This is a genomic window from Candidatus Nitrosotalea okcheonensis (assembly GCF_900177045.1).
Classification (GTDB): domain Archaea; phylum Thermoproteota; class Nitrososphaeria; order Nitrososphaerales; family Nitrosopumilaceae; genus Nitrosotalea; species Nitrosotalea okcheonensis.
The window spans coordinates 1119916-1144995 of the sequence record NZ_LT841358.1; the positions used below are offsets into that span (position 1 = coordinate 1119916).

Sequence of the window (25080 nt, forward strand, 5' to 3'; positions counted from 1 at the left end):
TTACCGACCAAGTCCTTGTAACCAATAAGACTTTCATCTCAATTCCTTAAATGTACACAACTGGAAGATACATGGTGACAAAAAATGAAAATGAGTCTTATGATTACAAAGAAGAGGATCTCAACATCCTGTTAGAACGCTATGAAAAAATGTCAGAAAAATACAGAAATTTATATGATAATTCCCCAGATCTTTATAGAACAATCAACATAGATGGCATCATTTTAGATTGCAACAAGACCTATGCAAGTAAATTAGGATACAGCAAAGAAGATATCATTGGGAAAACAATTTTTGAACACGTGGCAGAAAACAGTCAGAAACTATTACAAGATGCATATGACACATGGAAAACTACTGGGGTTGTGTCAAGTAGAGAGATATGGCTAAGACGAAAAGATCAAACAATATTTCCAGTTTTGCTCAGTGCTACTAGTCTGTACGGTAACGATGGCACACTTGTAGGAAGTAATACTACGATAAAAGATATGACTGAGATATATAACGCAAAAAAAGAAATTGAGGAACACAAATTAAAAAATCTCAATGCCATAGGAGATCTCTCTGCTAGAATATCACATGATTTTAGAAATCCCATATCAATAATCAGAAATAGTCTAGAACTAATGAAGATCCAAAACCATGATCTCAGTGAGAAAAACAAGAATCATGTATTAATGATGGAACGAGCCATTGCTAGAATATCCCATCAGTTAGAAGAGGTTTTAGACTATGTCCTACCAAGGCCATTAGATCTTCAGACCCATTCATTATGCAACATTGTAGAGGCTGCAATCTCTAAGATAGACTTTGGAAAAGTGGTGTTGAGTGTTCCAAAAGAAGATCATGTAATAGTATGTGATGGAGCAAAAATTGAGATTGTTCTTACTAACCTAATACTAAATGCAGTTCAAGCCATGGAGAAAAAAGGTAACATATTTGTAAGAATCAATGACATGACAGATTCCATCACAATAGGAGTGGAAGATACTGGCCCTGGCATACCAAAACACCTGATAGAAAAAATGTTTGAGCCCCTATTTACGACAAGACAGATTGGAACCGGTTTGGGACTAGTTAGCTGCAAGAGCATCATAGAAAAACATGGTGGAACAATCAACATAAGCACTCAGACTGGAAAGGGAACTACATTCACCATAAAACTGCCAAAATTCCAACCACTCAAGACTCCCATTCATAGTGGATCATATTGAGGTTTTTTTGGATTACATTTGGAAAAAGAAGAAAATTGTACTAAGGCTTTCCTATTCGGAAGACATTAGTACCACATTTTGGGCACACGCCCTTGACCGCAGGTCGTCCGTTCTTTAGCTTAACTTCCTTTGGGTTTGAGATGTCGACTTTTTTTCTGCATTTTACGCAGTATGCTTGAGTCATTTCAACTTCTTACGAATGAAGTGGTATATAGCAAGACGCTGTAAAAATTATTTCACTATACACTAGAGGGTGTTAAATTTTTACATGGTCTAATTCAGATCATAGATCTAGTTTTTACATAAAAATATATGTTTTTATGATATTTCTTACGAGTAAGGGATTCAACGCCATGAAATTAACAAATTGACCAGAAGAATAATCAAATTGTTAAATGTAGGTATGTTTTTAAAAGCCACAAAAAAGACTCAACTGAATGGCAACTAAAAAAGGCCTCATCATTACTGTTATGATACTAGCAGTCATTTCAGGAGCAAGTTTTGTGGTATGGTTTCTCCCACAAAACCATGGATCCTCGTTTGTGGTTTCAGACTACAAAAGCGAGTTGAACAGTGTGAGAGACAGACATTTGCTCATCGTTACGGATATGAAATCAAACCTAAATGGATTGTTAAACAAGACAGTGTCTCCTGATAATTTTACAAGCCATGCCCAAATCTCATCATCTCAGATTACCTCATTGATAACTGAGGTAGTGGAGAGTAACCCACCGGCAGAGTGGAAACACAGCTATGGAGCATATTACGAATCCCTCAAAAAGTATAACGATTACCTAGCTGAGACAATATCTCTTGCAAACAAGATCAAGGGAAAAGCACCCTCAAGCGATATCAGTGACGAGATGTCAAAGCTTGATTCTCTCAAGAAAGAGTCAGACTCTTTAGCATCAGAGTCAAATCAAACTCGTCCATAAAATTGTCAGAAAATACACGATTAACATAAGACATCTTGAAATATTTGTAAAATCGGTAGAAACTACATTAATTAATAGGAAATGCTATTTTCGTCTATACCATGTCAATAAAAGAAGCCAGTTTGCAAAGCGGGACAACAGAAACAAAGACTAGTCGGCTATTGGTAATTTGTGTTGACAGAGATGATGATATCGGAAGCAAGGCAGGTGTTATTACCCCAGTAGTGGGACGTAACGCATGCATAGAAGCAGCCCAACGACTAGCACTAGAAGATCCAGAAGATGCAGACTCTAATTCAATTTTTGCCGCTGTGAAAACATTTGAGGATTTGACAAGCAAGGGATACCAAGCAGAGGTTGCACTTGTTTCAGGTACACAACATAAAGGGGTACAAGGAGATGAAAAAATTGTTTCCCAAGTAAAGGCAATTACAATGAAATTTGCGGCAAATGGTGCAGTCATAGTATCAGATGGAGAGGATGATGAAAGTGTCATACCAATAATTCAAAATGTTTTGCCTATAGTTTCTGTAAAAAGAGTAGTAATGCGGGCAAGCAGATCAGTTGAATATTCTTATGCTGTTTTAGGAAGATATCTCAAGACAATTGCGTTTGATTCAAAATATTCAAAATTCTTTTTAGGCGTTCCCGGAATGCTTTTGCTAATAGGAGGAGTAGCAACTGTTTTTGGTCTAACCCGAGAAATATTTGCAGTCCTAGTAAGCATTTTGGGAGGAGCATTTCTAATAAGAGCATTCGATGTTGACAGAGCTTGGACAAATTGGAACAAGCCTACACCTGGAGGGTTCATACGAACATTTACGCTAGTGGCAGGAATTGTAATGATTCTTGCATCACTTACAGCAGGCATTGGCTCTGCAGTACCTGGCATCACTACAAAACCTGATAGCATTTTGAAACTAGTTTTGAATCAACAAACAACTGGACTATTCATATCAGGAATGTTGCCTTTCCTTTGGATGGGAATAGGATGTATTTTTGGAGGCTCGCTGTTAAGTAGTTGGTTCAAGGGAAGCATCAGATCAATTACAGACGTACTACGACTTATCGTACTAGTCACACTCTACCCGGTTGTTTCCCAATTTACTACAATCATGGTAAAAGGAGAGAGTCCGTTCACTCTCATTCCGCCGTTACTAATTGGTCTTGCAGTAATACTGATATCAGCATCCTTACTCTTCCATAAATATAGAAAGAAGAAGGGTGGCGAAGTACTATCAGAATAAAAGATAAAGTTCTCAACTTGGGTGGTTTGTACAGACTATACTCTAGAAGATTAGAAAACGATATTCAGAGTGGAGAAATGCCAAAACATGTTGCCATAATACTCGATGGAAATAGGAGGTGGGCAAAACGTAATCTTATCATGAAGATAGATGGTCATTTCAGAGGTGCGGACGCAGTAGAAAAATTACTAGATTGGTGTGAAGAGCTAAATATCAAAATAATCACCTTGTATGTGTTATCAGCAGAAAATCTTAACAGAAAAGACGATGAATTAGACTATCTCTATGATTTGATAAATAAGAGACTATACAAGCTATACAATGATCCAAGGATACACAAAAACCGCATGAAGGTAAAGGCTATTGGCAGCATGGAGTTGTTACCAGACTTTCTAAGAGACATTCTCAACAAACTTGAGGAAACTACAAAAGATTACGATGATCATTATCTAAATATTGCAATAGCTTATGGAGGACAAAATGAACTCGTTGATGCAATCAAAAAGATTGGCTCTAGGATCAAGGATGGTTCTCTTGACATCAATCAAATAGACAAAGAAGTAATCGAGTCTAGTCTTTATACCTCACACCTGCCGCAATCGTCTCCAGACATGATATTGAGAACATCGGGTGAAAAACGGTTGAGTGGTTTTCTGCTTTGGCAGAGTGCATACAGTGAGCTTGTCTTTATGGATGTATATTGGCCAGAATTTAGAAAAATAGATCTCATGCGTGCAATTAGGACTTTTCAGAAAAGAGGCCGTAGGCTTGGAAAATAGAAATACTAGATGTAAGAAACTCCTTGTGTAAATGTTGGAAGAAAGATCTGCAGGCACTGTTATTTATCGCCAATCACCCCAAGGCAAGCTGTATTTGTTGCTAAACTACCCCTCAGGTCATTGGGATTTTGTCAAGGGAAATATTGAGAAAGGTGAAACTTTCAAGCAAACTGTTCTCAGAGAAATAAGAGAGGAAACCGGAATAGAAGACATTACATTTGTAGACGGGTTTGAAGACAAGGTAGAGTACCATTACCAACGAGACGGCCAAGTCATACACAAGGAAGTTATTTTCTTTTTAGCAAATACAAAAACAAGTAAAGTGGTTTTATCACACGAGCACCGTGATTATACGTGGTTAAACTTCAATGACGCCCTTGAGAAACTGACCTACAAGACTGCTCAGAACATATTTAAAAAAATTAAAGATCTATGATCTAAGGGTTAGATCTTGAAGTTTTTGTACTTCGAGTTGAGGGTTTTTCGAATTCAGTATTGTCCTTCCAACAATCAGATAATTTGCACCTGCATTTAATGCATTATTTGGGTCACCACCCTGAGTTCCAATACCAGGTGAATAGATCTCGAATTTTCCCTTTGCTTTCTTGGCTGATAGTTCTATGAGTCTTGGCACCGTAGCTCCAACAACTATCCCATCAACATGTGATAAATAAGACCATTTCAAGAAAAGATCATGAATACTTGACATTTTTCCACTAGATGGATCTTGTACTCTCAAACCATAACCGAGCTTTGCCCCAGGATGACTCATGTGTACCAGAGTTATTACACCGTGACTATCATTGTGGGCATTTTTTACAAGTTGCAATAAATTTTCTGGACCCATTATAGGATTAGATATTACAGCATCAAATTCACTATACCAGAGTCTTTGCAAAGTTACCATGTTAGTATTTCCAATGTCATTTAGCTTAATGTCCGCAATCGTTTGCAGCCCAAAATCATGTGCAACCTTGTTTATTCTCTTGATGCTCTTCTCTCCCAGAGGTAACAAGAGATGAAAATTAAATTTTATAGCACATAGGTGCTTTCCAAGTGTTTTAATATTCTTCAGAGTATGTTTTTCAAGTAATTCCAGATTTGTGCCATCAAGATCATTTGCTAGTATTATAGAGCTTCTAGAAGAAGAAGCTCGTATTCTTTTTCGAAAGCTGCTCATAGCTTGACTAGAGGATGCTTACCTTTGAGTTTTATCACTTTTAGGTATGAGTATCCATGGTCATTCACGGTGCTGACAAAAGATGGTTCTGCGCCATCCTTGCTAGAATATTTTAGAAACGGTTTTGCAGGTTCTGAGTCAAGTTTGACATGACAAAAATACGAAGTCTCATCAGACTCATTAAAATTCATGAATACTCCCATATTCCATTTATTACCATCTGGGAAAACAAATAGTGGAAATGGAGATTCTTCAAATCCATAGCTTAGCTTAATCAAACTTGTAAGATCCTCAAGCTCAATTGATTGGTATACTACTTCTGGAGGCGACGTAGTTTCGGGTTTGAGAGTTTCAGGAAGCGATTTTACTCGTACGATTGGGGAGTAGATATACATTGGATTTGAGACAGTGTTGACAACATCAAAGTCTTCTTTTCCCGCCTTGAAACCATATGAAAGATAGTGCCCATTTTTCTCTGTGTAGACATAATAATTGACAGATCTTTCCTTTAGTAGATCCATTTGAACTGAGATTATGCTTTTTCCATCAAGCTCAAAAGAAAAGGCGGTACGTGGAACCCTTTCCAAGGCACACACCATTCTTGAAAATTCAGTCATGTCTAACACTTCAATATAAAAAGGAAGTTTTGTCATAAGATTTCTCAAAAACTGTCCACATTAAAAGTAGTCGTTTATGGTTTTCTTTTCTCTACTGCCTTCTGTCAATAATGTCATTTACATCAGGTCCAGTACCAATTAATGTCACAGGCACCTTGAGTTGTTCTTCAATATTTTTGATGAAATATTTGGCAGGAGAACTTAGATCTGAGAATGACTGCATTTGTGCACATTCAGGAAAGACCACGTCAAGTTTAGTAATTCCCAACTGTGTTGCACTATTTAGCATGATTGATCTTCTTGCAAGATCAAAATCAAATTCAGCTGCACGTCTTTGTCTTCCAGTTACTGTTCCTACTTCTTGCCATCCATTAGCCACCGCTTTTTCTGGACTAATTTCATTTTTTAATGGACCTTCCCCAACTCTGGTAACAAAAGATTTGAAAACGACAAGCACCTCGTCAACACTCTTTGGTCCTATTCCAACATCTGCACAAATTGCAGACGCCGTTATATCCTTTGATGTAACATATGGATAAGTGCCATGCCATAACGAGAGAAATGTACCTTGAGTTCCTTCCACTATTACATTTTCTTTTCTGTCAAGTGCAAAATTTACTTGATTAGGAATATCATCAAGATATAAAGTAAGAGACTCGATATCTCTTGCAAGTTTTAGTGTACGCATTGCCCTATCAGCATTGGCTGGTCCAGTACCAGTTCCCGTACTACCTATAGACTGCTTTAGTCTCCCTCCAGAGTCTGTTGCTCTATGTGACTCTTCAATTATACCACATTGAAAATCCACAAACGATCTATCATGAGTACCGAATTCTTCTATTTCTTTTAGAAGTACTTCAGGACTTACTACTACCCCGGGTCCTATGAGTAATCTAGTACTAGGATTTAGAAAAGCGCTTGGTAGCATTCTAACTTTATACTTTTTATTTTCATATTCAATTGTGTGACCAGCATTTGGTCCCACTCCACCGCGAACGGCTACTGTTGGGTTATCATTCATTGCAAGGTAAGAAACTATTTTCCCTTTTCCCTCATCGCCATAAAAACCACCGACAATAACTGTAGAAGGCATATACATGATTGGCATAACCTGACATATTTAAGCCAAATCTTAACAATACGGTTTTAGAACAGATCTAATTCCTAGATTCATATGACCTCTCCAAATTATGCGGGAAATATCATAGTAAACTTGGCAGGCCTTCCGGAGTTTCTAAGAAAACCAATATTGCACAAGAGACTAGCAGAATTTTTTTCGATGACCCAAGAGGACCAGAAAGAGATCATAAACAATGCGTTACAAGCAGGGCCTACCATACAATTTGACAAATTTTCCATCTTGTTTAAGACGTGGCTCGAGATTCTTTGTAATTTGTCCGAAGAACAGAGAATAATCATGTTTTCAAGATATATCAACGAGATCACAAGTCACCCAGAAAAGCTAATTGTCTTTAACCTAGATGGAATTTTTGAAATATATATGTCATTATCAGTAGATCAACGATCCATACTTTCTGCAACCATCAAAAAAATAATTAAAACATTTGATGAAAAGGACAGAAAGAAACTTTACATGATAATTCCAGAAATGGTAAAAAATGAGATGGATATCTAAGTTGGCTTTTCTGGTTTTCGTTGACTCTCATCTGCGAAATTGACAACATCTCCTTCAGGAGTCAAAACACCGACAAACACTTTCTCATATTTCTTTACTACTTTCCTATGATCAGGCATTGACATGTCTAATTTCATTTCATTCATGACCATGACTCGATATTGCTTCCACTCAGCCCAGCATTCATTACAGCACGGATATGCAGAAGCAAACGGATCAAGTTCGACGCCGTCTGGAATTTCCTTTTTACATTTGGTACATGTTCTTACCATAATGAAACAACAAAAATGTAGCAATTTAATTCTTTAAGAGATTAACATGTACAAACCATATAGTATAATCAAATTTCAAAAAATACACCCAACAGTACATGATTAACAATCCCACTAAACATGAATTTCATAGTTTTGTCTTAGGTAACTCAATAGTAAAGGTAGTAGGATTGTTTGTTACCCGAATTTGTCCCCTGTGACTTTTTATTATAGTATTGCAGCTAGCCAAGCCAAGTCCAGTTCCACGTTGTTTTGTTGTAAACAAGGGCTCAAATATTTTGTTCATGTATTTTTCAGGTACTCCAGGCCCCGAGTCGGTTACACTAATTACATATGTATCTGGTTTATCTTCCACAGATATGACGATTTTTCCCGAATCACCTATTGCCTGGATTGCGTTAATGACAATGTTTGATAAAACAATTTCCAACTGGACAATATCACCTGTCATAGATACATCCTGTACAGGAGTTACAATTTTGACATCATCTGGAACAGATATATTTTCAAGAGTATTCTGTATCAGTGTATTTGATGAAAATTTTGTAATTTTCAACGGTCTCTCTCTAACAAAATCTAAAACTCCTCCAATCTGGTGATCCATTTTATCAATTGCGCGCATTAGGTGTTGTAATCTTTTATCCATATTTTCATCTCTAAAGTCTTTGAGAGATATCAAAGAAACCTCACTTTTTATCACCGTGAGTGTATTTCTCAAATCATGAGATATTCTAGCAGCTAAATTTCCTACGGCAATCATCTTTTCAGTTTTCAGCATAGTTTCATTTGACTCCTTCAGTTTGTTTCTCAAAATTAAAATCAAGTTTATTCCAATAGTTAATGAAGCTAAAAGTATTGGCATGATTTTTACATTATAATTAAAATCATCGATTTTAGATTTAGCTGCCTGTGACAAGATAAAAGAGGAATAATCGGTAGTTTTCTTCCATCCCTTTTCATTAACAGCTATTGTCTTATTGTCTTGTACCTGATAATCTTCCCAGTTTTTTTCAAACCTGATTAGATCTCCAGTTATTGGTTCAACCCAGAAAGTTGAATTTGTGTTAGACAATATTTTCACATTTGCATATTGAGGAAAAGTATAACTAATGTCCACATTACGTGTCTCAGATTTGAAAACATAGACATTAAGTCCATTAATTATGTCCGTTCTTTGATAAATAAGTGGTGCATCAGCAAAAATCAATGGATGAAGGAAGTTATAATTTTGCTTGTGTACCCCAGGTTTAAACCAGAATTGTTTTTCAGGCATATCCTTGTAGGTCAGGCTGTATGCATTAACTTGGTACAATCGCTCAGAATGAAACACTTCTTTTTCTGCATCTTCATTTATTCCACTTATAACGGACGAAATTGTCACATAATCCCCATTAATACTAGTTACCTTTTGAATCAGAGATTCCTTCAGATCAAACTGTTGTGATAAATTTCCTCCAACTTTACTTGCAATCTGATCTTTTCCCTCTTGTTCTAGATAAACCTGAAAATTGTGGTGTATTTTTTGAGATTCAGGAATATAGACGGCAAACCAAATTGTAACCACTATGATTGTTGACATGAACATGAGAAGAATTCTCTTCTGAATCATACTCGAAAAAATTTCATAAAATGTCTATTAAGGTCTTCGCCAAATATCATTTTTAAGAATATTCTACAAAAACTATTCTACTTTAAACAGATTAGACATTATCATGGTTGATAAAATATCAACAATATTGACATCCCTTAAGAAGAAATAATAGGTTTGCAAGTCATACATATGTCATGAAAATAAAATGTCCCAAGTGTGATAAAATAGCAGAGTTGGGAGATGATTTTTCCTATGTCAAATGTTCAAACTGTTCACTTGACATATCATATGGTGAATATGTGAAACTTATCGCTTACAAGGATGCAAGATATTCAGATGTTTTAGGAGATTATACCAAAGACACTAGTGGTACTACATCCGGAACTCTTGATGATTGGTAGAAAAAAATCCACTGCAAGACTTATGTAATTTCAGAAGGCAGCAATATCTAGTTGGAATTTATAACTTTTGCAGAATCTGCCCTCAATCTTTTAGGCTTTGTAGTCGGACTAATTTTAGGAATATTTGCATATATTGGATTTAGGAATACTGGCAGTCCAACACTTTTTAGATTGAATATTTCTTTTTTTTCAATCAGCATAGGATTTGGCGTTGTGGGGTTTGGATACATGTTAGAGTCTTTTGTCTTGGGTTATGTCAAAATAGATACTTGGATTCAAACATTAGGCATAGGAATTCAAACAGTGGGATACTTTTTCATAGCATTCTCTCATGGAATAAAATCATTTTTTCCAAAGTCGAGATACTTCAAGTCTATAGTGGCGCCTCTTTTCATCATTCCAGCTAATTCAATTGAGCATATTATAAGGTCAATTTCTTTTATCCTATTGGTATATGGGACAATTGAAACCATAATGTCATATATGGAAAATAGAAATAGAAATACTATTTTCGTAGCTACAGGCCTAGGGTTACTTGCACTGGGCGAGTTTTTGGGATGGTATTCGATTGTATTTCCAAAATCAGTGTTGTATTTTATCTCAGTATCTACAAAGATAGTTGGATTAGGAGCACTTTTTGTTCCAATTTCTCAGGTTCCATTGAAAGGAGGACCAAGGTTTGGCAATAACATATAGAACTCACATGAGTATAATAGGAGACATACTTTCTACTACGAGGGACGAGATTCCTGACGAGTCAGGAGCTAGTGTAACATACTTGATCCGAAAAGCAAATGTTTCATATGCCAGACTTTCAAAAATTTTAGAAACTCTTGTTTCACAAGGTCTTTTGGAGCAGACAAATTCTGAGAGAGCTTGCAAGTATAGAATTAGTGAGAGAGGAAGAGAATTTCTTCAGGCATATCGAGGATTTAGAGAATTTGCAGATTCATTTGGCCTGAGAATTTAACCGTCGGCCTCATTATCGGTAACATCATCATTATCATCTTCTACATCATCATCTTCAGGATCATCATCGAATTCATCTTCAAAATCATTCTCAAAGTCATCTGACATAATAATCACACAAAATATTTTCCTATAAAAGACTTACATAGTCCCAATGACATCATCACTCAAATCTAGTTAGTTGGTCCTACCCAGCCACTACACGAAACACAGATTTGCATACCGTCTTCATTTACGTAGGTTTCTCCGCCTGGAGGACACTGACATTGTTGTATCTCATCCATGGTACTATAGTATACATATCAATCTTATATCATTTTCATAAAAAGAGATAATTTACTATTAAACAGTAAGAAAAATTGTGATTCTACCGTGCAATGATACCATGATAAAAAAGGCATATGAAATTGTACAAAAGGGAGGAACCGTAGTGTTTCCTACCGATACAGTGTATGGGATAGGCTGTGATCCACGCAACCAAGATGCAGTTAACAAGATTTACAAAATAAAGGGCAGAGAGAAAATGAAACAACTTCCGGTTTTGGCATACTCAAAAAAAGACATTGCAGACATAGCATTTTTTGATGAGATTTCTGAAAAAATAGCAGACAAGTTTTGGCCTGGTCCAGTTACGTTGATTCTCAGAGTCAAGGACAAGAAAATTGAAGAAGCCCTTGATCTCAAAGGCAAAATTGCAGTGAGAGTTCCCAATCATCCTTGTGTACTTGCCCTTTTGGAAAAATGTCGATTGCTTGTAGGTACTAGTGCGAATCTTTCTGGGGAATCATCATTTAGTGACTCTAAAGAAGTGGCAAGTAAATTCTCAGGCTATGACATATTGCTTGATGGAGGACAAATTACCAACTCGCATGAATCCACCATAGTTGAAGTTGTAGATAATGAATTAAAAATAGTAAGAGAAGGCAAAATAAAAATGGAGTCGTTAGTGTGAATTTAATTGCAACATGCAGCAGACATATGGAGGAAGAGGCATGTAATGAAATTTCTGAAATTATTGAAGATCTCGGGGATGACTCGCCCAGAATAGGAAAATCAAGTTTTTCTGGTATAATTTGGATTGACACTTGCATTGATCCATTTTCTGTGATAGACAACATCAAAAAAATAATTCTAGACGAACCATGGAGAATGAGATATTGTCACAGATTCATACCAATAAGACATACTACTTCATCCAATCTTGAAAACATTGTAGAGAGCGTAAAAAACCAAATTAAAATCATGAAGGATATAGATACTTATAGAATCACAATTGAAAAAAGAGGATCAGATATATCCTCAAAAGAATTGATAAATTTAATTGCAGACATAATTCCAAACAAGGTATCTTTAGAGTCTTACTACTGGAATGTCATGATTCAGATAATGGGCGGTATTGCAGGGATTTCCATACTAAAAGAAGAAGACATTGTGAGTACATTAAGACTCAAACGAGATTCAATGGAATAGTGTTGCAGATCTTTCTACAAGCAAGTCTTCCAGAGGCGTACTAGAAATAACACAGTCAATCTCTTTTTGCGTCATTCCAAATTCTTTTTTTATGAATTTGGAATTGTCTTTTGAGAACACATTACTCTCTAAAAGATCGTTAATTTTATCAAATAGTTTTTCAAGCAATGATTTTTTTCCAATTATCACAAGTATGGTATCGGTATTTGGTTTTACACCGACTTTGGATATGGCATCGCTAATTTGTCTAGTACATGCAAATCGCATGAGAATATCAGTCTCAAGTTTATTTGAAAGTAAGGTATCTGCTCTTTTAGCAGACAAGGAAATTGCCACTGTTTTTTTGACATGTTCTACGTTCAAGACATACCGTGCTTGAATTCCTTGGATAACAAGATCTGGGTGTGTCTCTCGAATAGATTCAAGAAATTTGATTGGTTCTTTGACGGTTTTTTTGAGCAATACAAGTTCTACAGTAGTATTCATCAAATCAAACTGTATTCTTTTTGATCTTCCGCCATGGACCACTGGGATTATGCTTACAACATCCCCATTTTTTAACAAGGTCTCCTTTCCTTGTAACACAGACGAGTCTACGCCATTTACTGCAACTAGGATATTATCGTGGTCAATCTGAGGTAAATTTGCAGGTATTGATACTTTGAGATGATCCAATAGTGCAAATATGGTGATGCCATCACGTTGAACTTCAAGTTTATCAGATGAAAATGATTTTCTTGCACTGCCCAGAAGCTTGACTATTATCATGGTATCATCAAAAAATATGTTAGACTATATCGAATTTTTGTAATGTATCTAGTTGAGTATCTGTTCTTCAATCTCTTCAGTCTCATCAACTGATTCATCTGGAGCAACCACTTCAGACTCTTTTTCTTTTTGCTCCTCTAGTTCGCGTCTGAGATAAGAAGAAATGTAGCCCGCAATTTCGTTCTTTAGACCTTTAGATCTAACAATTGCGATTTCGTTTAGAACCTGTTTGTTGTGTGTAAAATCAATATCAAATTTTCCTTTATAAGTAGACATAAGTTCTGTGGAAATTCGTCTGATTCTATTCACGAATTGCATGGGACAAAGGGGTTTTTTATACCTATACACCAAGATACGAGTCGGCATTTCTTTCTACTACAAGCAGCATTTCATCATATGATTTGTTCAGGATACTAGCAGCACAAAAAAGGACGCTTGGAAGAAATGCTATTTGTGCAGTTTTCATACCAAAGCACTTGGAGAATTTCACCGGCCCATCAGTTTCCAACAATATTTTGTCATGATGTGTTTGTGAAAGAAGGACTTGTTTGTCATCAGAGTATACCATTGCAGGTCCATACGACACAAAACAGCCTAATTCCATTGCCTTTTGTAATTGTTTTTTGCTGCCAGAAAACCAATGAAGTAAAACACCTTTTATAGAATAAGAAGGGAGTATAGAAAAAATTTCATCCAGAGTTCTCCTTGAGTGAACAGATATTGGTTTACCTAATTTTTCTGCAAGCGAGAGCATCTTTTGAAACACTAATACTTGCCTTGAGAATCCAGCCTCGTCTGAGACATATGTCTTGTCAAGACCAATCTCACCTATGCCAGATATTTTGTTAGAGTTTTGAGTAATTAGTTCCACCATTGCATGTAGATCATCATCTGCTTTTTCAGGATGAATTCCAATAAAGGGAAGGACGAGGGAGCTACGCTTACTCAGATCAAGTGTGGATTTTGAGCTCTGGTTATCCATGGACACACAGCAGGCCCTAATTTTCATTTTATCCATAGTAGTGAGTATACATTCCATGTCACTAGAATATTCATTGTCTGATAGATGGATATGAGTATCAGTCAGCCAGGTCATTTGTCACATATCTGAGCATGAAATAGTGTGTATAAATCGATCCTTGCATAGTTTTTTTCCACTCAAAGTCTTTTATCAAGGGTTTTCGGATTTATAGTATGGTAACATCTGAATTTGGACTTTCTGTAATGTACAGAATTTTGAAAAAAGCAGGCGCAGAAAGAGTAAGTGATGAATCTGCCAATGAACTTCGAAGAATACTGGAGGAAATTGGTGTTTCAATTGCAAAAAATGCAGTAGAGATGTCAATACATGCAGGTAGAAAAACGATAAAATCAGAAGATATCAGACTGGCTGCAAAGCAATTTTCAAAATTTTAATCTAAAAGATTTAATTGTTCAAGTAAAGACATTTTGATCGCGGTGAGGTGGCAGAGTGGCTATGCGTTCGCCTGCAAAGCGAATCTATAGGGGTTCAAATCCCTTCCTCACCTCTCTTATTTTGATGTAAAAGGGGCTGCACGTTATTGTTTTCCGTAATACCGTTATAGAATTCCGTAATACCTGCTTTTTTGATGTAAGGTAATTCTACCATGAAAAAACGCCTTAGTTTAGCATTTATCCTATGTTTCAGTACACGTTCATAGGACTTCGTAATTGTCACCTTCCCTGTCAGATAATCACTTTCGATTTTACTGAACAAAGCACCTAAAGTTATGTTCAAAACCTTCCTAATAGGATTTTATGAAACTAGTTGGCTCAGTAGCTTACGGGTAAACCTTCTACAGGGTTGGCGGAGGTCTAACTTGTAACATTACATTATTTTCTACATAGTATATTGGATCTCCATTCTGATCGAATTTTTTTGTTTTTGATACACTAGTGACTGTTGCTTTTAATCTGATAACTGCATTATCGTCAAGCCTATATTCATTCCATTCTTCTTGCTGAGTTGAATAAGACATGTTAGGGAACTCCATTTCATTTTTTAGTGCTTCTGGTGTGTATACAGTACCATCCGGAGTACCTTTCTTACCAGATATGTTCATAACAGTAGTTAGTGTTTGACCATCTATACGATAGTTTGATTGACCACTTGAGCTGATCTTAGTAATTTTAGTTACCACATATTTTGTTTTAATTATGGTATGATCATTTCTTATTTCATATTTGTTCCAAGGTTCACTTACCACCTCAAAATCTAGAGGTTTTTCTTGAACTGACAAACTACTATGCTCCAATTATGATTGGATCTTTTGTTCTTGATTGAATTGCATGTTGTGTCGGTTTAGCACCTATTGAAAATGATACTGCGCCACTACTTGTAGCAATATTATCAAGATCTTTGTTTAATACTACCCTACTAGAAATTAATAGAAAATCCATATTTCCCATTACTTGAACAGTAGGTTGCATCTGTTTAACAAACATGAGTTCATCGTTTTCCAGTCTTTGTAATAATTCCTCATTATCTTTCATTGACTGTTGTGATGCTTTTTCCACAATGTCCTTTGGTGCTTTTTCTGCTACATGAGTCATGAATTACATAGTCATGATTAGTTATTTTAAGGATTGTGTAACTAAGCGTCGTACATCCTCAACATTATGGGTTTTTAGTGCTATTCCTGTAGAGATTTGGTGTTTATAATTTATGTCAGCGTTAAAAATAATACCATTTATTCGAAGAAAAGTATCGGCAATTACAAATCCCATCCTTTTATTACCATCAGCAAAATATTGGTTAAAAGATAATGTATGCCACAGATATGCAGCTTTACCGATTATGGCATCTCTTTCAGGTTCATTTTCATAAACCTCTTCCACTTGGTATAACATAAAATCCACTCCTCCTTCGTATAAGTAACCAAATGCTTTTGGTTTAGGTTGAAGACTTTTGTGAATTTCTTCTATCTGTTCTTTAGCTAGATAATAAATCACCATTAAATCTCATCTCTCTTTCGATTAATCCATTTTTTTACAAATTTCTTAGCCTCCTTCTTTCCTTCGTCAACCCATTGTTGTATTTGATCTTCAGTAGGAGAGTAACCCATATCTTTGAGAATACGTTTCCAATTCATATCAGATAATACAAATCTCGGGCTAGAATTTAGTTTGATTTCAGATGCAAATGTTGCATATTGTATGCATTTATCAATTCCTCCTTTCTGTTTGAAAATTTCCTTGAGTTTTTCTATTGTTTTATTAAAAATATCTTCATAGTATGCCTTTTGTTTGATTTGTCTTTCAGTCTTTATTAATCGTGATGAACCAGTTGGACGACTACTGTTTACATAAAAGCCATCAGATAGAAACATTACAAACAGCGTATTTTTTCTGCCAACATAATGACCATCATGATCATAATATCCAACCTTAAGTTTCTTAGATTCAAGTCCGTCAATTACTCTATGACAATAATCTATGTCATAAAGACAGAATATTACAATAAATCCAGTTTCAATCATATCATGTAATTCATGAATTTTTGTAGTAATTTTAGCTGAATAATATCCGTCATATTTCCTAAAAATTCGTCCTACTTCTTCCGGATAATACCAAGTCGATAAATTAGCAACTATTTTTTCAGCATTTTTGTTCTTTTTTAGATCAGAGCCCATGAATTCAAGAACATCTTTTTCATGAGGCATATTGGGATCGATTGTGAATGAACCAGGAAACATAACCATTCCAAAGTCTTTAGGTTTCTTACTGTTTGACTTGTAATTTGTTAGGCCTGTCTTAAAGATAGTCAACATCTGATTTAATTCCTCCAAATCTTCAACATGAACCACATTACGAAATTCATTATTTTGAACAAGATTTTCTATTAGCACAATCAAGCTTCTTTCATCCAATCCATCATGATCATCTCCTGCAAGTTCACCAATAAAGAACGGAATTAACTCTAGGCTTGCCTCACGCACATAACCTGAGCCATATACAGGAATTTTATCGACTGAAGTTACTAATTCAGTAATCGCATGAAATATGTTTGACATTCTTGTTTTCAGGATAGAATAACACAGTCCTTGCCATTTTTGTTCGAATTCATGATTTGGCGGTATTCCAAGAATAACTCCCTCAGTTCGAGGTCGTGATAAAAGACCACTACCAGTATCCCATTCTATTACTGATCTATTTTCTAGATTCTTCCTTATTAGATATTTTGTAAGATCTAATCTATTATTTACATCAATGACTTTGTAATGGCGTACATCTACTTTTTCTAGAAAATTTTCTTCCACTAATGATTCAATTGATTTGTATAGGTTTTTTCCGTTAGCTTCTTTGTGAAATCCTTTCTTTTTTAGGTCAGATCGTATTTCTTTCAGATCAAATATTTTACCTGGTTGTGGAAGACATGATAATAGATCTTTTCTTTTCATGAAGTACTATAATCACGAGGTTTATCTTAATCTAGTTTTTTTAGAATTTCGCATTCTGTAATTCTTATATACTAAGATCATATGCATGATTGTTTCTATTCTTTAATTGGCGGTTTAATATCAGGCCCCAATGATGCATTAAATTTTGTAACATCCGTATTGAATTTCTTTTGATGTGCGTTATCAAATCCATCTTTAGTAGCTTCAGCTAGATCATAAAACCTATTACAAATATCTCCCCACACTAGACCCACCAAAAGTTCTCCTTGTAGTTTTTCAGCAGTCTTAAGTTCAAAGGTTGAAGGAATCACATTTTGTGCCAAACCTATCACTTCTCCAGTATTAGGATCTACTAATGGAGAACCACTAGAACTCGAAGTACCAATTATATCAGTTTGAATTCCATATGGATCTTTTACATTATCTGAAGGTAATAACGCACCCACATGTCCAAATTGAATTATTGGACTAAGTCTCACTCCAGTTATCTTTGTAGTTATAGTAGACAATGAATGTGATCCTCGAGGAAAGCCACACATAGATATTTCATCAGAAATTTGTATCTTTGACGGTTTCTTTTTTATTTTTATAGATGGATACGAAGTATTGTTAACATTCTTCATTTTAGCTAAAGCAACATCCATTTCATAAGGATCAGATGTAGATTGCTGACCTGCATCCCTATTAGCTAAGAGCCTACCATTTACAACTATGGGTATTACTGCACTCTCAGTTTCTGAAGCGACTGGAAGTAATACAACTGTTTCAACATTTTTTCCTTTTGCTTGTAATGATTTTTCTATATCTATGCATTCGTTTAACACATGAGCTGCAGTCATGACATATCCACGTGAATCATAAATGAAACCACTACCGTTTATTCCAACTAATTTTGTATCCATATCCATTAATCCTATAGACACTGTAGCTGATTTGATCTGTTGAATTATTTTCTGATCTTTTGGAAAACTCATTTTATTTTTTCCAAATTAGTTTTATCCACTGTATAATAATGAAGAATATCACCAAGTAACAAATAGGTATAAACTACACATCTAGTCGCATCTGTTTTGTTAAATTTTGCATGATCTCCCTTACTAGCATAGCGGTAAATCCCACTAAGAAATTCATCCACATAACTAAACATGGAAGAAATGAATATTTTCTCAGTATTACTATCAATAGATAATTTCATGGCTTCCAGAATTCTATTTTTGAATTTAGTATCGTCTAATTGTATAGGCTTCCCATTTTCAGAATGACTAACATCAGTCGTTGGAGGATATAATACGTCAGCAACATCTTTGATCACTCTCCTACAAGTAGCAGCAACTTGAGAATATATTTCAGGATTCTTATCGAGAGAAAGCTGTTCGTATGTAATTGTTAATTTTTCAATTGCGCCTGGACACAAAGTTGTAAGTTTATGATCTACTTCTCGTCTTATTTGACTGAAAATCTCTTCAGGAATTTTTCCATATTCCAATTCCAAAATTATTTCATCTAGAAATTCATGGATTCTATTTTTAACTCCGTTAATTACTCGGTCAATGTAATTATTAGGTACACTCGCAATAGAAACAAAAGAGTCCTCGTTTAAAGATCCTTTTTCTCTAAGCATTTTGTTCAATTCATCAAGAGTTGCGCTACTGTGAATCATCATACCATTTTTCTTGAGAGGTTCTAATTCTGCAATAGGTTGTTCTAATTCAGCTATTCCGAATATTTCATTTATGTAATGAGGCAGCTGTAATTGTCGATTAAATGGATTATAAAAAATCATACTGGCCAATCTATATTTTGGGAGTTTCTCTCTAGCCTCACCTTTAGTCTTAAAGAGTCCTTGATAGCCATTCATTTCCCAATCAATCCATTGATTGTTTTCTGAAATTCCCAGATATCTACAAATGGTTTTGCATTCTCGTAACAAGTCACCCATAATGATTGACTCGGAGCGTAGATCTTCACGCAGTTTTTTTGCATTCTTTAGTGCCTGATTAGATTTTGAGGAAGCAGTATTTTCTTCCATAGCTTTGACATATTCATATGCTTGTGATGCGAGTCTTGAGATTTCTATAGCGATCATACGTCTATCGTGACTTACGACTCGTTGGCGTATGCGACTTTGAGATAAAGACGTAATTTGCGAATATATTTCTTTTATAGTTTCATACTTATCTGGAAAATTTTCTTTCATGCGTCCCATCAACCCGCCATATGATATCAGTAGAGAAGTTAGTTTTTCTTCTATCAGTTCCTCTTTTTCATCAAAAGTTAACATGTCAGGCGGATGGTATATCACATCATAAAGATTTGAGATATCATGAATAAGATCTTTCGATGTCATAATTTCTTTTTTAGTTATGAACTTAAAGACTTGTTGATCTGTTTCTAATTCATGTGTGTACGGGATTTCGTTCAAACTATCTGGACTAATTTAATCCAGATTCTTTTTTCTTGGTTACAATCTGATACCCTATCTTGTTGATTATAGTTTCAAGCATCATTCTCAGATCACTACCCTTTTCATAGTTCCTAGAGTATGGGCCAACGGTTGTTCTTTTTCCTCTGGCCAATTCATACCCCTTGTGGGCCGAGTCTTTTCCAACTATTCCTATGCAATTACCCCCGTAATCTCTCACAGCAGAAAAACATGGAATGTCGCTTGGCCCATCTCCAAGGTATATCATGTACTCAAAAGGAATTCTTCTATCTACCCGCTTGATTGCATTATTTACTAGGTATGGCTTTTTTCGCAAGTCAGTTCCTGATATTCCCTTGTTAATTGCATACAAAAATTTGGTCTTTTCAGTAAATGTAACACTTGATTTTATTCCTACGATACTACCATGCATATCTATTGCAAACCTTCCTGCAAAGATATCATCAAAATATTTTGAAAGAACACTGCCTTTGATGAGATCCTCCATTCCAGAGGATATGATATAACATTCTAGGCTGATACCTGCTTTAGTAAAATCCTTGTTTTGCTTTATCATGGATTTCAATTCTGGAATAAACTCTGGAACTCCTTTGTATGGTTTAACATGCTCTCCAAGTGCAGTTAGTTTTTCATTAGTATCTTGTTCAATATGACATGATTTCATTAGTTCAACAATCTCATTCATGTATGCCAAAGGCGGATCCCAGCCTTGAGAAACCATCTTTGATACATTTTCCCAAAATAACTTCTGTGATAATCCATTATAATCAAGCAAAAACCCTGTAGTATCAGGAGCTAAAGTTTCATCACAGTCACAAATGATTGCAATAGTGTTTTGGTTCAACGATTCACCTTTTTGTTGTTACAAATGGTTCCTTAAAGGATCTATTTTGAATATTAGGTACAGTATTTTCGATAAAACATACAATTGTGTACGAACCTGATCAGGCCCAATCTCATTTATTCAATGACGTGGGCGATTCCTGATATCATAATTTATTCAAAACAATCGTTGTGAATTTTTGTACGTTGGTAGATATGTCCAAATCAGTTCCCTCTTCCACTACACCTGCACCAAAGTTACCTTTGATGCAGAATAGACTGTTAATGCTTCCTCCCGGATAATCTTGTTGTTTTCCATAGCATTTATCAGCATTAATGCCTCCCGGCGTCCATTCAGTATATCCCCCACCTGCCTTAGATGCTGCAACAAAATTATCATAGTACTTGCTAGCATCATCCGATGAATCGAATTTGTAAACTGCCACAGTTGATGTTGATGCCGTAAAATCTGAACCTATTGTAAAACTCTGAGATAGCCCATCTACAAAACCAGTTGCATTTTTCTTAAAAGGCGTAACATCATGAATTATCCATTCTGTGCCTATGTCATCCCTTACCAATTAACGCATCCACATTTCGAGGATCTATTTTTAACGCTTCATTATAAAACAAGATTGCTGTTTTAGTTTCACCAAACGTAGCAAGACAAGATCCCTTTCCAATTAACGCATTAACATAATCAGGATTAATTTCCAATGCATTGTTATAACATACTAAAGCTTCAGAAATTTTACCATATTTTTCAGCTAAAATAGAACCCTTGTTGGAGAGTAATTCGACTGTATTCTCATTCAATTTAATAAATTCCTGTTCCAGTCGCATCATTTTTACCAATTCTTCTAATACGCAACCTTCCAGAATATCCTTTTTCTTTTATTGTTGCCATGACATTCTTTATATCATAATCCATAGCAACAATATTTTTTTCATCCATATCTATGGCCACAATTTTGCCATTGTGTTTCATTTCTAGACTTTCCTTGAACATATTATAGACTTCTTCCCCTTCTTTAATTTCTCTTAGAAGTTTATCACCTCTTGTAGGATATGTGAAACATAAGTCATCCGTTACTTGCGGATCGTTTGGTTTTTTCAATCTTGGAATATTTACAACTCCCATCTTTTCTCCACTTTTCTCGTGTTTTACTCGTTCATTATGACTTTGTAAGATCATTCGTATAATATTCCTACATTGTTTTATGGATGAAAATATTTGATCGAGCCCTTCCTTATTTACAGTAACTGCTTTTTGTTTTCCTTCGCTGTCTATGTAAGCATAAGCATCATCATGTGTATTATCATCTCTACCAAAAAATAATCTGTAGCCATGTTTGTATGCATCATATAGTGCACGATATTCTTGATACGATGTTCCTATTTTTGTCATCTCGCTTTTGATGTTATCACATGATCTTTGAATGATCCCAGCTGATTTTTGCTCTTGAAGCTCTAATGGTGGATAACCAACAAATTTTGAAACATATGCTATGTTTCGTTTTCCTATATGAGTATAGAAATCAACAACTTCTGATATGCCATATGATGAAATTTTTTTTAAAAGCCCTAATTTCTCTTCGTTACCATATCAAAAGTAGATTTGAATGTCAACGCTAGTACAGCAAGATTTTCAGAATACTGACAGAATTTTACAATGAGTTCTAGATTCAATACCTGGATCTGTTTCTCGTGTTCCTCTTTACTTGAACTAGGATCAACTGAGGTAAGAATTCAATTACTTCCTTCATAGCATCAACCATAAAGAAGAGTCCATCTTCATCATACATAGAATAGAGCATTTCTGCTAGAGGAGGAATTTCACCTTCTTGATAAATTTCTATAGGAGGCAAACTACATTCATTCTAAATCCAACTAATAGCTAATTAAAATTAACACGTTCACAATTATTTGTGTACGACATTTTATCAACTAATACCAATTTGTACACTTGCAGATCACATGAGGATTTTGAGTTAATTACTAATTGTAAATTATTTTAATGAAATATCATATTCAAATTGATATGGTTTGAAATTCTCATCATATCCTAATTGAAATACCAACTTTATATTATTTGTACCCTCAGGCACACCTTTGAATAGAATCGATCCACTCTTTGTAACACCAGGATAGATTTGTGTAAGCGTATCCAAAGAACCACCATAAGTTGTATCGTACTGGTTTCCTGCACTATCCAATATAGCCATGGCAGTTGGTACAAAATCATCTGCTTCAGTTCCATAATTTTTCACTTGTAGATCTATTCTAAAGTCAGTCTCTTTTGTTCCAAGTTGATTCGTTACAAATTGTCCCGCATCAATCACAGATACTTCAAAATGCCCTTTTGAGATTTTTTGATTAACTTTTACAGCATTTTTAGAAAAATCTTGATCTTGTATTTGTTGAATAGCTTGTGGACTTAATGTCATCAATCCAAATATTGACGTGCTAATCTTTTCGAATGTTAGATCATTTGTTTTAAAGGACAGATAAACAGTACCATAGCCAGAACTTCCTTGTTTTATTTGGTTAGAAGGTATTTCCCAGACATAAGCAAGTGTATTCTTCCCACTTATGAGATAGCTGTATTGCTTGAAATCATCTTTACTAACATTTACAGTTCCAGTGTAAACTGTTTCATTATTTGAATTAACAATAGATACAATTCCTATACCATCTGATGAAATGTAGTTATTCGAAGAATCTGTCAAACTAAACCTAGCTTGAATTCTATCAGGTTGTGATGTTGCAAAAAATTCTCCAATATATTCAGAATACTTTGGTGCAGATAATACATTATTTCCTTGATCTGTGCTTGATTGAATATTCTGAGGAGGTTGATTATTTGTGATAGATATTATTTTGTTGTCAATTAACCACTGTATGGATTTAACATATTCATCATCACTAATTTGGCCCTCACCCCACCATTTGGCAATATTTTTTATCCATTTTGGAATAGGTGGTAATGACGTCTGAGCTTCAACATTCACGGAAGTACCAATAACAATCCCTGCTCCAAGGGCCAATATTGTAACAATGATTACTGTTCTAGTAGAATTGCGTATCAAGATAAACCACCAATCGTTCCAAGTAGATACGACTTCATTGAGTGATTTTTCTTTGAGTTCCTATTAAGTACTCGGTTAAACAGGTACTACATCTGTTAGAACATGGTACTATCTTATGAATCCATGCTAGTTTGCTATAACCATTGGACTGGGAAGAACTATTCCAAATTAGTGACATTAGAATATTGTTTTATCTTCACGATAACCATGAAGCACGATATTCTGAACTAGAAAAAACTGTCATTAAAACTCGAAGTGTACTCTCAGTTTCATTACAAGACTTGACAAATCGTAAACTAATTGATAGAACAGTAAAGCCAACAAAACCCATTCAAACTACATACAAACTGACAGACAAAGGACAGAGACTAGTTCAACTGCTGATCAGCGTACAAAAACTTGTATTGTAATACATTTGGTTTCAGTAATTATCTTCTTTATGATCTAGTCTGATGTTATCCTAAGATAGTAATTACACTTACACAATTTTACTAATAAGGTAATTTACTGATATCAACATACGGTAACATTTTACACATACTTTGAACGAGTATTAGCCTACTATCGTCCTCTACTTACTGCGAATGGCTTACGTTCAAATGCGTTTGATGATTTCCAATTATACGATCAAATCATTGTTCAGGCATGATTTTCTAATTTACTAATATGGTACAGTATGTCGTATCAGATATGTAAAACATGTGCATGCCTAATCATTTCTGCTACTTGTTGTAATGCCTTACGAACAAAACGAGTTTCAGTTTTACAATTACACAATCGAACTAGATCAGTCATTTACTTATTCATAATATACAACCACAAGTGCAAGAGTGCTTAGACACATACAGCTTAGTTATCTCTTGCGTTAAAGATCCCGGGATAGCGAGTGGTCAGGACTTTGTATACCACAGCACGTTGTGCCTTTACCGCCACTTACATGTGTCTTATGATCGACACTTCAGCAACATCGCAAGCAGACTGAAGGGATTATACCTTCGAGCGAGAAGACGTTACCCCTGTTAGTGTTCCGACTAACTGGATACAATAAGAAGATAATACTACTAAATAAACAGAATTATTGATTTTACTAATCTGCAAACCCAGTGGAACCATGTTACCGTGAATCAATACTTCAAAGATTGTATAGTGTGTAAGCCTGATCACATCCTTATACTCTGATGATCTGGTTACGAACAAAGTTCCCCAATGATTTACAATTATACAAT

33 protein-coding genes and 1 tRNA gene are annotated in these 25080 nt (G+C 35.2%); 14 read left to right on the forward strand and 20 right to left on the reverse strand.

Translation table 11 applies throughout. From position 1 onward, the window contains the following. Window positions 1–71: 71 nt before the first annotated feature. Window positions 72–1214: a two-component system sensor histidine kinase NtrB gene (locus BQ3481_RS06645; RefSeq protein ID WP_162287755.1), complete on the forward strand. Its 1143-nt coding sequence runs from the start codon at window positions 72–74 to the stop codon at window positions 1212–1214. A 40-nt stretch (window positions 1215–1254) separates the two neighbouring features. Here the strand turns inward: BQ3481_RS06645 and BQ3481_RS11620 are convergent, their stop codons facing one another. Then, entirely contained in the window at window positions 1255–1398 is a 144-nt protein-coding gene (locus BQ3481_RS11620; RefSeq protein ID WP_173848086.1) for a DUF5679 domain-containing protein, read from the reverse strand. Between the two features lie 253 nt (window positions 1399–1651). On the opposite strand from BQ3481_RS11620, the gene BQ3481_RS06650 reads away from it, so the two are divergent. The 4 genes from BQ3481_RS06650 to BQ3481_RS06665 all read left to right on the forward strand — a co-directional run bounded on the left by BQ3481_RS06650 (window position 1652) and on the right by BQ3481_RS06665 (window position 4611). After that, window positions 1652–2149 carry a hypothetical protein gene (locus tag BQ3481_RS06650; RefSeq protein WP_157927574.1) on the forward strand — a complete coding sequence of 166 codons (498 nt, stop codon included), beginning with the start codon at window positions 1652–1654 and terminating at the stop codon, window positions 2147–2149. 101 nt (window positions 2150–2250) lie between these two features. Beyond that, entirely contained in the window at window positions 2251–3396 is a 1146-nt protein-coding gene (locus BQ3481_RS06655) for a DUF373 family protein (RefSeq protein WP_157927575.1), read from the forward strand. A 77-nt stretch (window positions 3397–3473) separates the two neighbouring features. After that, entirely contained in the window at window positions 3474–4175 is a 702-nt protein-coding gene (gene uppS, locus BQ3481_RS06660; protein ID WP_157928498.1) for a polyprenyl diphosphate synthase, read from the forward strand. Between the two features lie 31 nt (window positions 4176–4206). Continuing rightward, window positions 4207–4611, forward strand: a complete 405-nt coding sequence (locus tag BQ3481_RS06665; RefSeq protein ID WP_157927576.1) for a bis(5'-nucleosyl)-tetraphosphatase — start codon at window positions 4207–4209, stop codon at window positions 4609–4611. On the opposite strand, the gene BQ3481_RS06670 is transcribed toward BQ3481_RS06665, so the two are convergent. The 3 genes from BQ3481_RS06670 to BQ3481_RS06680 are packed head-to-tail and all read right to left on the reverse strand — an operon-like array spanning window position 4606 to window position 7065. Beyond that, window positions 4606–5355 carry an orotidine 5'-phosphate decarboxylase gene (locus tag BQ3481_RS06670; protein ID WP_157927577.1) on the reverse strand — a complete coding sequence of 250 codons (750 nt, stop codon included), beginning with the start codon at window positions 5353–5355 and terminating at the stop codon, window positions 4606–4608. The genes BQ3481_RS06665 and BQ3481_RS06670 overlap by 6 nt on opposite strands. Beyond that, window positions 5352–6008 (reverse strand): hypothetical protein, encoded by a 657-nt coding sequence (locus BQ3481_RS06675; RefSeq protein WP_157927578.1) that lies wholly within the window; start codon window positions 6006–6008, stop codon window positions 5352–5354. The genes BQ3481_RS06670 and BQ3481_RS06675 overlap by 4 nt, the downstream gene beginning before the upstream one ends. Window positions 6009–6063: 55 nt before the next feature. Continuing rightward, window positions 6064–7065 carry an adenylosuccinate synthetase gene (locus BQ3481_RS06680; RefSeq protein ID WP_157927579.1) on the reverse strand — a complete coding sequence of 334 codons (1002 nt, stop codon included), beginning with the start codon at window positions 7063–7065 and terminating at the stop codon, window positions 6064–6066. 81 nt (window positions 7066–7146) lie between these two features. Between BQ3481_RS06680 and BQ3481_RS06685 the strand changes: the two genes are divergently transcribed. Continuing rightward, complete coding sequence (locus tag BQ3481_RS06685) at window positions 7147–7608, forward strand: hypothetical protein (RefSeq protein WP_157927580.1); 462 nt, start codon at window positions 7147–7149, stop codon at window positions 7606–7608. Here the strand turns inward: BQ3481_RS06685 and BQ3481_RS06690 are convergent. Then, complete coding sequence (locus BQ3481_RS06690) at window positions 7605–7880, reverse strand: Fe(2+)-trafficking protein (protein ID WP_157927581.1); 276 nt, start codon at window positions 7878–7880, stop codon at window positions 7605–7607. The genes BQ3481_RS06685 and BQ3481_RS06690 overlap by 4 nt on opposite strands. 127 nt (window positions 7881–8007) lie before the next feature. Beyond that, window positions 8008–9489, reverse strand: coding sequence for a porin PorA family protein (locus BQ3481_RS06695; protein WP_157927582.1), 1482 nt, complete (start codon window positions 9487–9489; stop codon window positions 8008–8010). A gap of 176 nt (window positions 9490–9665) precedes the next feature. On the opposite strand from BQ3481_RS06695, the gene BQ3481_RS06700 reads away from it, so the two are divergent. The 5 genes from BQ3481_RS06700 (at window position 9666) to BQ3481_RS06720 (ending at window position 12311) form a co-directional block, all read left to right on the forward strand. Next, window positions 9666–9872, forward strand: a complete 207-nt coding sequence (locus tag BQ3481_RS06700; RefSeq protein ID WP_157927583.1) for a hypothetical protein — start codon at window positions 9666–9668, stop codon at window positions 9870–9872. 51 nt (window positions 9873–9923) lie between these two features. Next, on the forward strand, window positions 9924–10568 hold the full coding sequence (locus BQ3481_RS06705) for a hypothetical protein (protein ID WP_157927584.1): 645 nt from the start codon (window positions 9924–9926) through the stop codon (window positions 10566–10568). Continuing rightward, window positions 10552–10842: a winged helix-turn-helix domain-containing protein gene (locus BQ3481_RS06710; RefSeq protein WP_449240199.1), complete on the forward strand. Its 291-nt coding sequence runs from the start codon at window positions 10552–10554 to the stop codon at window positions 10840–10842. Before BQ3481_RS06705 ends, BQ3481_RS06710 begins: the two co-directional genes overlap by 17 nt. 360 nt (window positions 10843–11202) lie before the next feature. Continuing rightward, on the forward strand, window positions 11203–11793 hold the full coding sequence (locus tag BQ3481_RS06715; protein ID WP_231911752.1) for an L-threonylcarbamoyladenylate synthase: 591 nt from the start codon (window positions 11203–11205) through the stop codon (window positions 11791–11793). Continuing rightward, entirely contained in the window at window positions 11790–12311 is a 522-nt protein-coding gene (locus BQ3481_RS06720) for a THUMP domain-containing protein (RefSeq protein WP_157927585.1), read from the forward strand. Before BQ3481_RS06715 ends, BQ3481_RS06720 begins: the two co-directional genes overlap by 4 nt. On the opposite strand, the gene cgi121 is transcribed toward BQ3481_RS06720, so the two are convergent. From cgi121 to BQ3481_RS06735, 3 genes are read right to left on the reverse strand one after another with little or no spacing between them, the layout of a single operon-like run. Continuing rightward, window positions 12300–13079 (reverse strand): KEOPS complex subunit Cgi121, encoded by a 780-nt coding sequence (gene cgi121, locus BQ3481_RS06725; RefSeq protein WP_157927586.1) that lies wholly within the window; start codon window positions 13077–13079, stop codon window positions 12300–12302. The two genes, BQ3481_RS06720 and cgi121, sit on opposite strands and share 12 nt — an antisense overlap. Before the next feature lie 48 nt (window positions 13080–13127). After that, complete coding sequence (locus tag BQ3481_RS06730; RefSeq protein WP_157927587.1) at window positions 13128–13388, reverse strand: hypothetical protein; 261 nt, start codon at window positions 13386–13388, stop codon at window positions 13128–13130. A 31-nt stretch (window positions 13389–13419) separates the two neighbouring features. Continuing rightward, on the reverse strand, window positions 13420–14175 hold the full coding sequence (locus BQ3481_RS06735; RefSeq protein WP_157927588.1) for a TatD family hydrolase: 756 nt from the start codon (window positions 14173–14175) through the stop codon (window positions 13420–13422). Window positions 14176–14273: 98 nt separating this feature from the next. Between BQ3481_RS06735 and BQ3481_RS06740 the strand changes: the two genes are divergently transcribed. Further along, entirely contained in the window at window positions 14274–14495 is a 222-nt protein-coding gene (locus BQ3481_RS06740) for a histone family protein (RefSeq protein WP_157927589.1), read from the forward strand. A gap of 41 nt (window positions 14496–14536) precedes the next feature. Then, window positions 14537–14608: transfer RNA gene (locus BQ3481_RS06745), tRNA-Cys, on the forward strand. 288 nt (window positions 14609–14896) lie between these two features. Here the strand turns inward: BQ3481_RS06745 and BQ3481_RS06750 are convergent. The 11 genes from BQ3481_RS06750 to BQ3481_RS06800 all read right to left on the reverse strand — a co-directional run bounded on the left by BQ3481_RS06750 (window position 14897) and on the right by BQ3481_RS06800 (window position 23854). Beyond that, window positions 14897–15340: a hypothetical protein gene (locus BQ3481_RS06750; protein ID WP_157927590.1), complete on the reverse strand. Its 444-nt coding sequence runs from the start codon at window positions 15338–15340 to the stop codon at window positions 14897–14899. Window positions 15341–15344: 4 nt separating this feature from the next. Then, window positions 15345–15653: a hypothetical protein gene (locus BQ3481_RS06755; protein ID WP_157927591.1), complete on the reverse strand. Its 309-nt coding sequence runs from the start codon at window positions 15651–15653 to the stop codon at window positions 15345–15347. 21 nt (window positions 15654–15674) lie between these two features. Next, a complete protein-coding gene (locus BQ3481_RS06760) occupies window positions 15675–16055 on the reverse strand; it encodes a Fic family protein (RefSeq protein ID WP_157927592.1) in 381 nt (126 codons plus the stop codon). Continuing rightward, window positions 16055–17500, reverse strand: a complete 1446-nt coding sequence (locus tag BQ3481_RS06765; protein ID WP_157927593.1) for a hypothetical protein — start codon at window positions 17498–17500, stop codon at window positions 16055–16057. Before BQ3481_RS06765 ends, BQ3481_RS06760 begins: the two co-directional genes overlap by 1 nt. A 95-nt stretch (window positions 17501–17595) precedes the next feature. Beyond that, window positions 17596–18474, reverse strand: a complete 879-nt coding sequence (locus BQ3481_RS06770) for a trypsin-like peptidase domain-containing protein (protein WP_157927594.1) — start codon at window positions 18472–18474, stop codon at window positions 17596–17598. Then, on the reverse strand, window positions 18471–19922 hold the full coding sequence (locus tag BQ3481_RS06775; protein ID WP_157927595.1) for an AbiTii domain-containing protein: 1452 nt from the start codon (window positions 19920–19922) through the stop codon (window positions 18471–18473). Before BQ3481_RS06775 ends, BQ3481_RS06770 begins: the two co-directional genes overlap by 4 nt. Window positions 19923–19932: 10 nt before the next feature. Next, complete coding sequence (locus BQ3481_RS06780) at window positions 19933–20787, reverse strand: HAD family hydrolase (protein ID WP_157927596.1); 855 nt, start codon at window positions 20785–20787, stop codon at window positions 19933–19935. A gap of 145 nt (window positions 20788–20932) precedes the next feature. Continuing rightward, window positions 20933–21346 (reverse strand): hypothetical protein, encoded by a 414-nt coding sequence (locus BQ3481_RS06785; protein ID WP_157927597.1) that lies wholly within the window; start codon window positions 21344–21346, stop codon window positions 20933–20935. Then, window positions 21333–21581: a tetratricopeptide repeat protein gene (locus BQ3481_RS06790; protein WP_157927598.1), complete on the reverse strand. Its 249-nt coding sequence runs from the start codon at window positions 21579–21581 to the stop codon at window positions 21333–21335. Before BQ3481_RS06790 ends, BQ3481_RS06785 begins: the two co-directional genes overlap by 14 nt. Window position 21582: 1 nt before the next feature. Next, window positions 21583–22173: a hypothetical protein gene (locus BQ3481_RS06795; RefSeq protein WP_157927599.1), complete on the reverse strand. Its 591-nt coding sequence runs from the start codon at window positions 22171–22173 to the stop codon at window positions 21583–21585. 601 nt (window positions 22174–22774) lie between these two features. Then, entirely contained in the window at window positions 22775–23854 is a 1080-nt protein-coding gene (locus BQ3481_RS06800) for a DUF4352 domain-containing protein (RefSeq protein ID WP_157927600.1), read from the reverse strand. A gap of 143 nt (window positions 23855–23997) precedes the next feature. Here BQ3481_RS06800 and BQ3481_RS06805 point away from each other — a divergent pair, with 143 nt between their 5' ends. Further along, window positions 23998–24264, forward strand: coding sequence for a winged helix-turn-helix transcriptional regulator (locus BQ3481_RS06805; RefSeq protein WP_157927601.1), 267 nt, complete (start codon window positions 23998–24000; stop codon window positions 24262–24264). Window positions 24265–25080 lie beyond the last annotated feature (816 nt).

Bases quoted from the DNA above. Each gene is read 5' to 3' on its own strand.
- BQ3481_RS06670 (WP_157927577.1), bottom strand. From the start codon at position 5,355: ATGAGCAGCTTTCGAAAAAGAATACGAGCTTCTTCTTCTAGAAGCTCT.
- BQ3481_RS06675 (WP_157927578.1), bottom strand. From the start codon at position 6,008: ATGACAAAACTTCCTTTTTATATTGAAGTGTTAGACATGACTGAATTT.
- BQ3481_RS06665 (WP_157927576.1), top strand. From the start codon at position 4,207: ATGTTGGAAGAAAGATCTGCAGGCACTGTTATTTATCGCCAATCACCC.
- BQ3481_RS06645 (WP_162287755.1), top strand. From the start codon at position 72: ATGGTGACAAAAAATGAAAATGAGTCTTATGATTACAAAGAAGAGGAT.
- BQ3481_RS06795 (WP_157927599.1), bottom strand. From the start codon at position 22,173: ATGACAAAAATAGGAACATCGTATCAAGAATATCGTGCACTATATGAT.
- BQ3481_RS06755 (WP_157927591.1), bottom strand. From the start codon at position 15,653: ATGACTCATGTAGCAGAAAAAGCACCAAAGGACATTGTGGAAAAAGCA.
- BQ3481_RS06690 (WP_157927581.1), bottom strand. From the start codon at position 7,880: ATGGTAAGAACATGTACCAAATGTAAAAAGGAAATTCCAGACGGCGTC.
- BQ3481_RS06685 (WP_157927580.1), top strand. From the start codon at position 7,147: ATGACCTCTCCAAATTATGCGGGAAATATCATAGTAAACTTGGCAGGC.
- BQ3481_RS06680 (WP_157927579.1), bottom strand. From the start codon at position 7,065: ATGCCTTCTACAGTTATTGTCGGTGGTTTTTATGGCGATGAGGGAAAA.
- BQ3481_RS06650 (WP_157927574.1), top strand. From the start codon at position 1,652: ATGGCAACTAAAAAAGGCCTCATCATTACTGTTATGATACTAGCAGTC.
- BQ3481_RS06655 (WP_157927575.1), top strand. From the start codon at position 2,251: ATGTCAATAAAAGAAGCCAGTTTGCAAAGCGGGACAACAGAAACAAAG.
- BQ3481_RS06700 (WP_157927583.1), top strand. From the start codon at position 9,666: ATGAAAATAAAATGTCCCAAGTGTGATAAAATAGCAGAGTTGGGAGAT.
- BQ3481_RS06765 (WP_157927593.1), bottom strand. From the start codon at position 17,500: ATGAAAAGAAAAGATCTATTATCATGTCTTCCACAACCAGGTAAAATA.
- BQ3481_RS06735 (WP_157927588.1), bottom strand. From the start codon at position 14,175: ATGACCTGGCTGACTGATACTCATATCCATCTATCAGACAATGAATAT.
- cgi121 (WP_157927586.1), bottom strand. From the start codon at position 13,079: ATGATAATAGTCAAGCTTCTGGGCAGTGCAAGAAAATCATTTTCATCT.
- BQ3481_RS11620 (WP_173848086.1), bottom strand. From the start codon at position 1,398: ATGACTCAAGCATACTGCGTAAAATGCAGAAAAAAAGTCGACATCTCA.
- BQ3481_RS06770 (WP_157927594.1), bottom strand. From the start codon at position 18,474: ATGAGTTTTCCAAAAGATCAGAAAATAATTCAACAGATCAAATCAGCT.
- BQ3481_RS06740 (WP_157927589.1), top strand. From the start codon at position 14,274: ATGGTAACATCTGAATTTGGACTTTCTGTAATGTACAGAATTTTGAAA.
- uppS (WP_157928498.1), top strand. From the start codon at position 3,474: ATGCCAAAACATGTTGCCATAATACTCGATGGAAATAGGAGGTGGGCA.
- BQ3481_RS06695 (WP_157927582.1), bottom strand. From the start codon at position 9,489: ATGATTCAGAAGAGAATTCTTCTCATGTTCATGTCAACAATCATAGTG.
- BQ3481_RS06760 (WP_157927592.1), bottom strand. From the start codon at position 16,055: ATGGTGATTTATTATCTAGCTAAAGAACAGATAGAAGAAATTCACAAA.